Source organism: Salinicola socius, assembly GCF_001937195.1.
In the GTDB taxonomy this organism is placed as follows: Bacteria; Pseudomonadota; Gammaproteobacteria; order Pseudomonadales; family Halomonadaceae; genus Salinicola; species Salinicola socius.
Map to the genome: position 1 here is coordinate 87805 of NZ_MSDO01000021.1, position 11635 is coordinate 99439.

10 protein-coding genes and 1 tRNA gene are annotated in these 11635 nt (G+C 61.9%); 10 read left to right on the top strand and 1 reads right to left on the bottom strand.

The window, feature by feature from the left end; all coding sequences use genetic code 11:
• The first annotated feature begins 339 nt into the window (after window positions 1-339).
• From BTW07_RS14375 to BTW07_RS14385, 3 genes are all read left to right on the top strand, one after another.
• Window positions 340-1827: a SulP family inorganic anion transporter gene (locus BTW07_RS14375; protein ID WP_075570868.1), complete on the top strand. Its 1488-nt coding sequence runs from the start codon at window positions 340-342 to the stop codon at window positions 1825-1827.
• A gap of 68 nt (window positions 1828-1895) precedes the next feature.
• Window positions 1896-2756: a universal stress protein gene (locus BTW07_RS14380; RefSeq protein WP_075570869.1), complete on the top strand. Its 861-nt coding sequence runs from the start codon at window positions 1896-1898 to the stop codon at window positions 2754-2756.
• Between the two features lie 125 nt (window positions 2757-2881).
• Window positions 2882-3238: a RidA family protein gene (locus tag BTW07_RS14385; protein WP_075570870.1), complete on the top strand. Its 357-nt coding sequence runs from the start codon at window positions 2882-2884 to the stop codon at window positions 3236-3238.
• A gap of 133 nt (window positions 3239-3371) precedes the next feature.
• On the opposite strand, the gene BTW07_RS14390 is transcribed toward BTW07_RS14385, so the two are convergent.
• Window positions 3372-3977, bottom strand: a complete 606-nt coding sequence (locus BTW07_RS14390) for a hypothetical protein (protein ID WP_075570871.1) — start codon at window positions 3975-3977, stop codon at window positions 3372-3374.
• Window positions 3978-4180: 203 nt separating this feature from the next.
• On the opposite strand from BTW07_RS14390, the gene BTW07_RS14395 reads away from it, so the two are divergent.
• From BTW07_RS14395 to BTW07_RS14425, 7 genes are all read left to right on the top strand, one after another.
• The gene (locus tag BTW07_RS14395; protein WP_075570872.1) at window positions 4181-4741 is read left to right on the top strand and encodes a CinA family protein; all 561 of its coding nucleotides are present in this window, start codon (window positions 4181-4183) and stop codon (window positions 4739-4741) included.
• A 150-nt stretch (window positions 4742-4891) separates the two neighbouring features.
• The gene (gene recA, locus BTW07_RS14400) at window positions 4892-5956 is read left to right on the top strand and encodes a recombinase RecA (RefSeq protein WP_075570873.1); all 1065 of its coding nucleotides are present in this window, start codon (window positions 4892-4894) and stop codon (window positions 5954-5956) included.
• A gap of 89 nt (window positions 5957-6045) precedes the next feature.
• On the top strand, window positions 6046-6498 hold the full coding sequence (locus tag BTW07_RS14405; RefSeq protein ID WP_075570874.1) for a regulatory protein RecX: 453 nt from the start codon (window positions 6046-6048) through the stop codon (window positions 6496-6498).
• A gap of 430 nt (window positions 6499-6928) precedes the next feature.
• The gene (gene alaS, locus BTW07_RS14410; protein WP_075570875.1) at window positions 6929-9532 is read left to right on the top strand and encodes an alanine--tRNA ligase; all 2604 of its coding nucleotides are present in this window, start codon (window positions 6929-6931) and stop codon (window positions 9530-9532) included.
• A gap of 74 nt (window positions 9533-9606) precedes the next feature.
• Window positions 9607-10851, top strand: a complete 1245-nt coding sequence (locus tag BTW07_RS14415) for an aspartate kinase (protein WP_075570876.1) — start codon at window positions 9607-9609, stop codon at window positions 10849-10851.
• 230 nt (window positions 10852-11081) lie between these two features.
• A complete protein-coding gene (gene csrA / locus BTW07_RS14420; protein ID WP_075570877.1) occupies window positions 11082-11279 on the top strand; it encodes a carbon storage regulator CsrA in 198 nt (65 codons plus the stop codon).
• A 215-nt stretch (window positions 11280-11494) separates the two neighbouring features.
• Window positions 11495-11587 (top strand) — tRNA-Ser (locus BTW07_RS14425).
• Window positions 11588-11635 lie beyond the last annotated feature (48 nt).

Below are 11635 nucleotides of genomic sequence, written 5' to 3' on the forward strand. Positions count from 1 at the left end.
AGTCCTCGATCCATCACGCGCTCGACAAGGTCGCCTTCATGCAAGACCGATTCGACAACATCACCGGCATGACGCCACCCTAGCGTAACGCCCCCACCTCGACGTGCCTTCTATGCGCGCGTCTGGCTGTCCCGATACCGCTGTATCGGCGAGACGGCTCGTATTCGTTCGACCCATTCAATCCAAATTCTTGCCGCGACTGCGTGGCCGTCCTTTGATGGCACTCTTTGCTGACGCCGCGTCAATGACGGGCAGTACAGGTGGTCATCCTGTCTCCGTGCGATCAGGCGGGTAGCAGCCCATGACGGTTCACCGCGGCCCATGACAGGGAACTTGCCCATGCTTGAGATGATAAAAAAACACTGGTTATCCAATGTCCGTGGCGACGTGCTGGCTGGCGCCGTCGTCGCGATGGCGCTGATTCCGGAGGCGATCGCGTTTTCGATCATCGCCGGCGTCGATCCCAAGATCGGTCTCTACGCGTCGTTCTCGATTGCCGTCGTGATCGCCTTTACCGGCGGCCGACCGGGGATGATCTCGGCAGCGACCGGCGCCACGGCACTGCTGATGGTGACCCTGGTGCGTGATCATGGCCTCGAGTATCTGCTGGCCGCAACGCTGTTGACGGGGGTGATCCAGATCGTATTCGGCTATCTCAAGCTGGGCGAGCTGATGCGCTTCGTGTCGCGCTCTGTAGTGACCGGCTTCGTCAACGCCCTCGCCATTCTGATCTTCATGGCGCAGCTGCCGGAACTGACCGATGTCACCTGGCATGTCTATGCGATGACCGCCGCCGGGCTCGGTATCATCTATCTGTTTCCGTATCTGCCGGTCATCGGCAAGGCGTTGCCGTCGCCGCTGGTCTGCATCGTGGTGCTGACGATCGTCTATATGGTCAGCGGCATGGACATTCGTACCGTGGGGGACATGGGCGAGCTGCCGGACTCGCTACCGGTGTTTCTGTGGCCGGACGTGCCGCTCAACCTCGACACCTTGATGATCATTTTCCCCTATTCGCTGGGCATCGCCATCGTCGGCCTGCTGGAGTCGATGATGACCGCGACGATCGTCGATGAGTTGACCGATACCTCGAGCGACAAGAACCGCGAGTGCAAGGGACAGGGCGTTGCCAATATCGCCTCCGGCCTGCTTGGCGGCATGGCGGGTTGTGCAATGATCGGCCAGTCGGTGATCAACGTGAAATCCGGCGGTCGTACGCGTCTATCCACCCTGATCGCCGGCGCTTTCCTGCTGATCCTGGTGGTCTTCCTGGGTGACTGGGTCTCGCAGATTCCGATGGCCGCGCTGGTCGCGGTGATGATCATGGTCTCGATCGGCACGTTCAGTTGGGAATCCATCGTCAACCTGCGTCGCCATCCGATGTCGACCAACATCGTCATGCTCGCCACGGTGATCGTCGTGGTGACGACCCACAACCTGGCGATCGGGGTTCTGGTCGGCGTGCTGCTGGCCTCGCTGTTCTTCGCCAACAAGGTCGGGCAGATTCTCTACATCGGGAGTCGCATGGACGGCGACGCCAAGACGCGCAACTATGACGTCGTGGGGCAGGTGTTCTTCGCTTCCTCGACCCGCTTCAATGCCGGGTTCGATTTCAAGGAGGCGATCGAACGGGTGACGATCGACGTCTCCCGCGCTCACTTCTGGGACATTACCGCGGTCGAAGCGCTGGATAACGTGGTGGTCAAGTTCCGCCGCGAAGGTACCGAGGTCGAGGTGATTGGCCTGAATCAGGCCAGTGCCACCCTGGTTGATCGATTCGGGGTGCATGACAAGCCGGACGCGGTAGAAAAGCTCATGGGCCACTGAACCCTGGTCATCGGGCCGGGCTGGCCCGCTTTCCATCATCAACCAATAATGGCTGAAAGGAGAATCCCATGAGTGAACGTCAGGTTCTGGCCTGCATCGATGATTCGCGCCACGCTTTTGCAGTCTGCGCCGCGGCTTCGTGGGCCGCCGAGCGGATCGGTGCGCCGCTCGAGCTGCTGCACGTGCTGAGCAAGGCGCCGAGTCTGGGCGCCACCGATGCCAGTGGGCAGATTGGTCTCGGCAGTCGTGAGCACCTGCGCGAGCAACTGACCCAGCTCGACGAACAGCGCGCCAAGCTGGCTCAGCAGCACGGCCGGGAGTTGCTGGAAGCGGCCCGAGGCCAGGCCGAGCGTCTGGCTCCGGGGGCGGCGGTAACCACCGCGTTGCGTCACGGTGATCTGATCGAATCTCTGGTCGAGCGCGAGGCCCAGACCCGGCTGGTCGTGTTGGGCAAGCGCGGCGAGTCGGCGGATGGAGCGCTCGAACATCTGGGCAGCAATCTCGAGAGGGTCGTGCGCACGCTGCACACGCCGATTCTGGTGACGCCTCCCGAGTTCCAGCCGCCATCTCGGCTGTTGCTGGCCTTTGACGGCGGCCAGACGACCCGCAAGGGCGTCGAGATGATCGCCGACAGCCCGCTGCTCAATGGTCTGGTCTGTCACGTGGTCATGATCGGTGCCGGCACCGACGACCAGCGAGCCCAGCTCGAGTGGGCGCTGAACCGGCTTCGTCAGGGGCAGGTCGATGCTCAGGGCACGATCCTGGCCGGTGACGTCGATGAAGTGCTCGCCGACTATGCCGATCAACAGAAGATCGATCTGATGATCATGGGCGCCTATGGCCACTCGCGAATCCGTCACCTGCTGGTCGGCAGCACCACGACCGCCATGCTGCGACATACGCGAACGGCAACGCTGATACTGCGCTGACCCCGCATACTACGCTGACCCTCATACTGCGCTGATCCTTATACTGACTGATCGCCACGACACGCCAATGTCGTCGTGGCATCGATGACCATCGGCCGCTATTGGCAGGCCTTCAGGAGTCTCGAATGACCATTCAACGCCACGATCCACAAACCCGCATGAGCCGGGCGGTGATTCACAACGGCACCGCCTATCTCTGCGGCCAGGTGACGGGTGCCGAAGCCCGTGACGGGGACATTACCGCCCAGACGATCAGCATGCTCTCTCGTGTCGAGGCGCTGCTGGAGGAGATCGGATCAGATCGCGAGCATCTGCTTTCGGCCACGATCTATCTGGCGGATGGCGAGGATTTTGCGGCCATGAATGCGGTGTGGGACGCCTGGGTGCCGGATGGGCATGCGCCGGCGAGAACCTGCATCGTTGCACCGATGCCGGCCAGAGAGCTCAAGGTCGAGATCACGCTGACGGCGGCGATCAAGTAAAACCTGGTGCGGCGTCTCGCAAGTAACGCGAAGAAATATCGGATGCATGGCGGCGCCAGGGACCGATATTGTTGGATGGTATTTGTGAGACACCACACTAGATCAAGCGGGACCAGGATCTATCTGGATTGGCTCAGCCGTCGTCGCGCGATGGCTGTGCCGGCTGATGGTTGAGAAAGCGTGACAGTCGCTCCTTCTGGCTTTCGCCGATCTGGCACAGCTGCCAGGCGATCTCGGCGTACTGCATGAGCGTCGGCAGCATCAGCTGCAGCCGATGCGCATCGTTTTCATGCCGTTCTGCCTCGGCGTCCAGCCACTCGAACAGCCGTGCCAGGCGGGTGTAGTTCACGTCGCCCCGGCCGCTGTTGCCCCGTAGCGCGTCGATCGCCAGGCAGCGCATCACGCTACGCTTGTTCGGGTCGAGGCTCTCCTTGTCCAGCAGCGCTTCAGCATGCTGCACGAACTGGCCCATCAACTGTGACAGTTCGGCAGCTTCCAGCTGGCGGCGCACCGCGTCCTGACTTTCGATCAATGCCTGCTGCTGGCGCTTGAGTCCCTTGACCAGAACCATCAGCTGGACGCACAGCCAGCCCGCCAATACCAGGGTCAGCAGATACACGCCCAGCGGTGCCAACGCATGGACCGGCAGGGGCCAGCCAAGGTCGCTGGCCAGCACGCCGCCGACGGCCAGCGCCAGCAGCACGATAATGATCAGGGCGATGGAAATGCCGGAATTCATGCGGTGTCCATGACAAGAGAGGCGGTGGTGCCATGACGCTTTATCGGCACCGAATCGCTATCCTTGAGCTTCCGCTGATATGGATTTTGGGCGCGTTGAGTGCTATCTCCCCCAGAATTCCTATTCTTCGGTACGAGCTTCGCCTTTGGACATACTTGTATGCTCTGGTAGAAATCTTGTCTCTGATCAACGAGGAGCCATTCATGGTATCGGACTCCATCCTGCCTCACGATATTGAACTGGGGGCTTACGAGCTGTCTCGGCGGCTGGGCGAGGTCTGCCTGGCTCGAGGGGTGCGAGTGACGGCGGCGGAGTCCTGTACCGGCGGCGGCGTCGCCAGTGCGATTACCGCGATTGCCGGTAGCTCCGCCTATTTCGAGACGGGTTACGTGACCTATGCCAATACTTCCAAGCAGCGTCTACTGGGCGTTTCCCGCGCCACGCTGGATGCTCACGGCGCCGTCAGCGAGGCGACCGTGCGTGAGATGGTCGTCGGGGCATGCCGCGACAGCGGCGCGGAACTGGGCGTCTCTGTCAGCGGTGTGGCCGGTCCGGATGGCGGTACGCCTGACAAGCCCGTGGGTACGGTCTGGTTTGCCTGGGGCAATGAGCGACACCAGCGTGTGTGCTGCCATCATCTGCCCGGTGATCGCCAGGGCGTGCGCGAGCAGGCCGTGTCGGTGGCGTTGGCGGGGTTGATCGAGGCGCTGACGGATGATGACTCCGATGGTGCCCCGGTGACAGCGAAGGGATCGATTCCGTAGCCTTTGCTCGAGACATGATTGAAAATCTGACGACGGGGATAGGCGCGCGAGCTTTTTTTCGCCATACTACTGTCTAACCATACAGTATGTGAGCCGAGCGACGCGAAAGGCGTTGCCCCGTCTCACCCTGCGCATTCATAGGAGACGTTCATGGCACAGGACGAAAACCGCAGCAAGGCACTCAATGCGGCTCTGTCACAGATCGATCGCCAATTCGGCAAAGGTACCGTGATGCGTCTGGGTGACACCCCGCGTACCGCGATTCCGGTGGTGTCGACAGGGTCTCTGGGGCTGGATATCGCGCTGGGTGTCGGCGGGCTGCCTTACGGCCGTGTCGTCGAGATCTTCGGTCCCGAGTCCTCGGGCAAGACGACGCTGACGCTGTCGGTCATCGCTCAGGCACAGAAGGATGGCAAGACCTGCGCCTTCATCGATGCCGAGCACGCACTCGATCCCGCCTACGCCGAGAAGCTGGGTGTCAATCTCGACGACTTGCTGGTATCGCAGCCCGACACGGGCGAGCAGGCGCTCGAGATTTGCGACATGCTGGTGCGCTCGGGCGGTGTCGACGCCATCATCATCGATTCCGTCGCGGCATTGACACCGCGTGCCGAGATCGAAGGGGAGATGGGGGATTCCCACGTCGGTCTGCAGGCGCGCCTCATGTCGCAGGCGCTTCGCAAGATCACCGGGAATATCAAGAACGCCAACTGCATGGTGGTGTTCATCAACCAGATCCGCATGAAGATCGGTGTCATGTTCGGTAGCCCGGAAACCACGACAGGCGGTAACGCCCTGAAGTTCTACTCCAGCGTGCGCCTCGACATTCGCCGCATCGGCTCGGTCAAGCAGGGCGACGAGGTCACCGGCAACGAGACCCGGGTCAAGGTGGTCAAGAACAAGGTGGCGCCCCCGTTCCGCCAAGCTGAGTTCCAGATTCTGTACGGGAAGGGCATCTACCACGCCGGCGAGGTGATCGATCTCGGCGTTCAGTGCAACCTGGTGGACAAGGCCGGCGCCTGGTACAGCTACAAGGGCAGCAAGATCGGCCAGGGCAAAGCCAATGCCGCGCAGTATCTGGAAGAGCATCCCGAGATCATGAACGAAATCGAAACTCAGATTCGGGCCCAGTTGCTGGCGGCACCGACGACCAAGGAAAAGGCGCCTGAAGCCGCCGTGGCCGAAAGCGATGATTCCAGCGATACGCTACTGTAAGTAGCCTTGGAGCGGTACTGATGTTCGGTAATGGCGGCAGGTCCGCCCGGGGTGATTCCTCTTGCGATGCTTCGTCGGGAGAGGCGCCCTTGCGAGATGTGTCCCCCAGAGACATTGCCATCCAGTTTCTGGCCCGGCGCGAATATTCCCGAGCCGAGCTGGCGACTCGGATGGGCGCGAAGGGGGTCGAGAGTGATGAAATCCATCGCACGCTGGACCAGCTCGCCGAAGACGGGCTTCAGTCCGATGCGCGTTTTGAGGAGGTGTTCGTGCGCTCGCGCATCGCGCGGGGGCAGGGGCCGGTTAGAATACGCGTCGATCTGGGCCAGCGAGGCGTCGACGAACCGCTGATGACGCTGGCCTTCGAGGCGGAATCGCCCGACTGGCAGAGCCTGGCCTGCCAGGCCCTCGCCAAGCGCTTCGACGGCCCCGGCGCTACGCCCAGAGAGCGTGCCAAGCGCGAGCGCTTCCTGGCCGGGCGCGGTTTCGAGTTCGACCATGTCCGCCACGCCATGACCCACGCCTGGCGCGAAGAGAGCTGATCGGGCCGCTGATGTTCGATGCGCTCTCTCCTCCCGACTGCTTCGATTCACGGCGCGCCATACCGCCGATCCTTTCGTGTAGGCAGCAAGTAACGCCACGACAGCTGCCGCCCTGCTGATTTTCCTCGCAGTCTCTCGCGCCTCTCCTCTAATCTAGCCTCTCGATAACCTGAGTTTGGCCTCGGTACGCCTGATATCGGCGTTCACGGGACGCACGGATCCAGTTTCTCCCGCGCCAGTCGCGGAGGCATTGCGTCGTCGAATCCCGGCGACAACGGTGTCGCACTCGACAGACTATCGGCCGACCACGTTATACTAATGCGCTTTGCGATGGCCGGAGAGGTGCTGATGGCGCCTTTTCGTTGCCGGATTTTGCGTCGCCACGTGGTCTGCTAGCCGCCGTGGGCGCGCCTATCGCCACGGATTGTTTATGAAAAGTGCAGATATCAGACAGGCTTTCCTGAGCTACTTCGAGGATCTCGGACACACGATCGTGCCTTCGGCCTCTCTGGTGCCGGAAAACGACCCGACGCTTCTCTTCACCAACGCTGGCATGGTTCCGTTCAAGGATGTCTTCCTCGGCCGCGACCCCCGCCCGTACGTGCGCGCCACTTCGGCGCAGCGCTGCGTGCGCGCCGGCGGCAAGCACAACGATCTCGACAACGTTGGCTATACCGCCCGCCATCACACCTTCTTCGAAATGATGGGCAACTTCAGCTTCGGCGACTACTTCAAGGCCGACGCCATCCGTTATGCCTGGTCTTTCATTACCGAAGTGCTGGGGCTGCCCAAGGACAGACTCTGGGTCACCGTCCATATCAGTGACGATGAAGCCGCGAGGATCTGGATCGATGACATCGGCGTCGACCCGGCGCGTCTGTCGCGTCTGGACGAGGACAACTTCTGGCAAATGGGCGATACCGGCCCCTGCGGCCCTTGCTCGGAGATATTCTACGATCATGGCCCCGAGGTCTGGGGTGGCCCGCCGGGCAGCCCGGAAGAGGATGGCGATCGCTACATCGAAGTGTGGAACCTCGTTTTCATGCAGTTCGATCGCGATGCATCCGGCAACATGAATCCGCTGCCCAAGCCGTCGATCGACACCGGCATGGGACTGGAGCGGATGGCGGCCGTGATGCAGGGCGTGCACTCCAACTACGAGATCGATCTGTTCCGAAATCTCCTGTCGGCGGCGGCCGAGGTGACCGGTCACGACGATAGCAAGACGCCGTCGCTGCGTGTCATCGCCGATCACATTCGCTCCTGCGCGTTTCTGATCGTCGACGGTGTGCTGCCGTCCAACGAAGGGCGCGGCTACGTGCTGCGTCGGATCATTCGTCGTGCCGTGCGTCATGGCCACAAGCTCGGGGCCAGCGAGCCGTTTTTCCACAAGCTGGTGGCGGCACTGGATGCCGAGATGGGCGAAGCCTACCCCGAGCTACGCCAGGCTCGCGATCAGATCGAGCGCGTGCTGTTGAAGGAAGAGCAGCAGTTCGCGCGCACGCTCGATCATGGCATGGGCCTGCTCGAGGAGGCGCTCTCCACACTCGACGGGGAGATCCTGCCGGGCGAGACGATCTTCAAGCTCTACGATACCTACGGCTTTCCGTTCGATCTGACCGCGGATGTCTGCCGCGAGCGTGGCGTCACTCTCGACGAGGCGGGGTTCGAGCGTGAGCTGGAGGCGCAGCGCCAGCGGGCGCGAGCCGCCAGCCAGTTCGGCGGTGACTACGGCGCCGCGCTCGAGCTCGAGGGTAGCACCGAGTTTACCGGTTACGACCGTCTCGAGGACTCGTCGACGGTCATGGCGATCGTCGATGCTGAGGGCACTCCTCTCGACGCGCTCGAGGAGGGCCAGAAGGGTGTGGTCGTGCTGGATCGTACCCCATTCTATGGCGAGTCCGGCGGGCAGGTGGGCGATACGGGCTATCTGCAGGCGACCGATGGCCGCTTCCAGGTCACCAACACGCGCAAGCAGGCCGGGCATCATCTGCACGAAGGTGTGATGGTCGGCGGCCGCCTGAGCGTCGGCGAGGTTCTCACGCCGCAGGTCGACCCCTCGCTGCGGCAGGCGACCATGCGCAATCACTCGGCGACTCACCTGCTCCATGAAGCGCTGCGGCTGACGCTGGGCGAGCATGTGCAGCAGAAGGGCTCGCTGGTCAGCGCCGATCGCCTGCGCTTCGATTTCAGCCATTTCGAACCGCTCACGCCGGAACAGCTGGCGCAGATCGAGCGGATCGTCAATGCTCAGGTGCTGGCCAACGCGCCGACGCAGACTGACTTGATGACGCTCGACGAAGCCAAGGCCAAGGGCGCTCGTGCACTGTTCGAAGCCAAGTATGCCGATAGCGTGCGGGTACTGACGATCGGCAGTGACGACTTTTCGATCGAGCTCTGCGGTGGTACCCATGTCGCGCGCAGTGGCGATATCGGACCTTTCCACATTGTCTCCGAGTCCGGCACGGCGGCCGGCGTGCGTCGCATCGAGGCCGTCACCGGCGAGGGTGCGCTGGCCTGGTTCGACGCCCAAGGGCGTGAGCTCGACGCCGTCGGTGAGCGGCTGAAAGCCAAGCCGGATCAGATCGTCGAGCGTCTGGATGCGGTGTTGGAGCGCCAACGCGCGCTGGAGAAGGAGCTCGAACGGCTCAAGGCGAAGCTGGCGAGCGCGGCCGGCAACGATCTGCTGGCTGAAGCCCAGGATGTTGACGGGATCAAGGTGCTGGCAACGCAGGTCGACGGTATCTCGGGCAAGGAACTGCGCGGCTTGCACGATCAGCTCAAGCAAAAGCTGGGCTCCGGGGTTCTGGTGCTGGCGACGGCTCAGGATGGCAAGGTCAGTCTGATTGCCGGGGTGACCGACGATCTGACCGCCAAGGTCAAGGCAGGCGAGCTGGTCAATCACGTCGCCGCCCAGGTGGGCGGCAAGGGCGGTGGGCGCCCTGACATGGCGCAGGCGGGCGGTAGCGATCCGACGCAGCTGCCGGCGGCGCTGGAAGGCGTGCCGGCCTGGGTCGCCGCGAGGCTGGGCTGAACGCGGCCGGGCTAAATGCATTCACGGCCGGCGTCAGCGTCGGCCGACAACGCTAGGGAGCGAGAAACAGACTCATGGCGCTATACGTACAAAAGTTCGGAGGCACGTCGGTCGGCTCGGTCGAGCGGATCAAGGCCGTGGCAGAGAAGGTCAAGCGTGACCGCGATGCCGGCCATCAGGTCGTGGTCGTGGTATCGGCCATGAGCGGGGAAACCAACCGCCTCATCGGGCTGGCCAGCCAGATCAACGAGGATCCCACGCCCCGCGAGATGGACATGCTGGTCTCGACCGGCGAACAGGTCACCATCTCGCTGCTGGCCATGGCTCTGCACCAGCTGGGGGTACCGGCGACGTCCTACACTGGCGCTCAGGTGGGTATTCGCACCGACAGCGCGCACACCAAGGCGCGCATCCAGCGGATCGAGACCGATGAGATTCAGGAAGATCTGGACGATGGCCAGGTCGTCGTCGTCGCGGGTTTCCAGGGTGTCGACGAAGAAGGCAATATCACCACGCTGGGACGTGGCGGTTCGGACACGACCGGTGTCGCCCTGGCCGCTGCGCTGAAGGCCGATGAGTGCCAGATCTATACTGATGTCGACGGTGTCTACACCACGGATCCCCGAGTCTGCTCCAAGGCCAGGCGTCTGGAGAAGATTACCGTCGAGGAGATGCTGGAACTCGCTAGCCTCGGCTCCAAGGTGCTGCAGATCCGCGCCGTGGAGTTCGCCGGCAAATACAACGTACCGTTACGCGTGCTTTCGAGTTTCGAGGAAGGCCCAGGCACGCTGATCGTGGCAGACGAGGAATTCGAATCGATGGAAGAACCGCTCATTTCCGGTATCGCCTTCACGGCGAACGAAGCCAAGCTGACGTTGCTCAACACCCCTGATGTCCCGGGCGTTGCCTCGCGGATCCTGGGGCCGATCGCCGATGCCAACATCGAAGTCGACATGATCGTGCAGAACGTCGCCCCGGCTGGCGACTACACCGACTTCACCTTCACCGTCGCCAAGGGCGACTACAAGCAGACCACACGCATTCTGCAGAATGACGTCATCCCGGCACTGGGCGGGGGCGAGCTTCGCGGCGACGAGAACATTGCCAAGGTGTCTCTGGTGGGTGTCGGGATGCGGTCTCACGCCGGCGTCGCGTCCAAGATGTTCCGCGTGCTCTCCGAAGAGAATATCAATATCCGCATGGTGTCGACCTCCGAGATCAAGATCTCCGTGGTGATCGACGAGAAGGCGATGGAGCTGGCGGTGAGAGCACTGCATACGGCTTTCGGTCTCGATAAAGACAGTATTCAGAGCGAATAATCGAATAACCCCTTCACGAATGTCTCAGGCGTTCTACGCTAAGGGTGAGTTGGAAGAAAGTGAATGGAACATGCGTTCTTTCAACGTTGCCGCGGGGTTGCATGGAATGGCGTCATTGGCCTGAGAGCCCGTATGACGCATAATCGGCTCTCGGGTAGCAGGCTCGTTTCGCAGGAGGCCCGAGAGCGTCACCCGAGAATGGAAGAAGGACCTGAGAAGGAGATCAGATAATGCTCATCCTGACCCGTCGCGTGGGAGAGACTCTCATGATCGGCGACGATATAACCGTCACCGTTCTGGGGGTGAAAGGGAATCAGGTGCGTATTGGCGTGAATGCGCCCAAGGATGTGGCCGTCCACCGTGAAGAGATCTATCAGCGCATCCAGCGCGAGAAATCCGAAGACGAAGACGGCGATCCTGGCGCGTGAGTGCTGGATAGGCGCTTTGGTACCGTCTGAGCTGGTGAAGTCGTCCCCTTTATCGGCTCGGGCTATCCCCGAACATCCTCTTCGTCTGCCGGCATCCGCCTTCTTCCTTCGCTCATCGGTAACTTCTTCATCCTTTAAGGTTTTTTTCGAAAAAAGTTTGGCCTGTCGGCTGGACAACCTGCCATGGAATCGGTAATCTACGCGCCGTGCTGATCGGAGAGGTGGCCGAGTGGCTGAAGGCGCTCCCCTGCTAAGGGAGTATAGGGTTTATAGCCCTATCGAGGGTTCGAATCCCTCCCTCTCCGCCATTTCCGAAAAATCGGAAACCGCGATCGACACTGTGTGAAGAAATTGGT

Coding starts and splice junctions, on each gene's coding strand:
- BTW07_RS14380 (WP_075570869.1), top strand. CDS start 1,896: ATGAGTGAACGTCAGGTTCTGGCCTGCATCGATGATTCGCGCCACGCT.
- alaS (WP_075570875.1), top strand. CDS start 6,929: ATGAAAAGTGCAGATATCAGACAGGCTTTCCTGAGCTACTTCGAGGAT.
- BTW07_RS14385 (WP_075570870.1), top strand. CDS start 2,882: ATGACCATTCAACGCCACGATCCACAAACCCGCATGAGCCGGGCGGTG.
- BTW07_RS14375 (WP_075570868.1), top strand. CDS start 340: ATGCTTGAGATGATAAAAAAACACTGGTTATCCAATGTCCGTGGCGAC.
- csrA (WP_075570877.1), top strand. CDS start 11,082: ATGCTCATCCTGACCCGTCGCGTGGGAGAGACTCTCATGATCGGCGAC.
- recA (WP_075570873.1), top strand. CDS start 4,892: ATGGCACAGGACGAAAACCGCAGCAAGGCACTCAATGCGGCTCTGTCA.
- BTW07_RS14390 (WP_075570871.1), bottom strand. CDS start 3,977: ATGAATTCCGGCATTTCCATCGCCCTGATCATTATCGTGCTGCTGGCG.
- BTW07_RS14415 (WP_075570876.1), top strand. CDS start 9,607: ATGGCGCTATACGTACAAAAGTTCGGAGGCACGTCGGTCGGCTCGGTC.
- BTW07_RS14395 (WP_075570872.1), top strand. CDS start 4,181: ATGGTATCGGACTCCATCCTGCCTCACGATATTGAACTGGGGGCTTAC.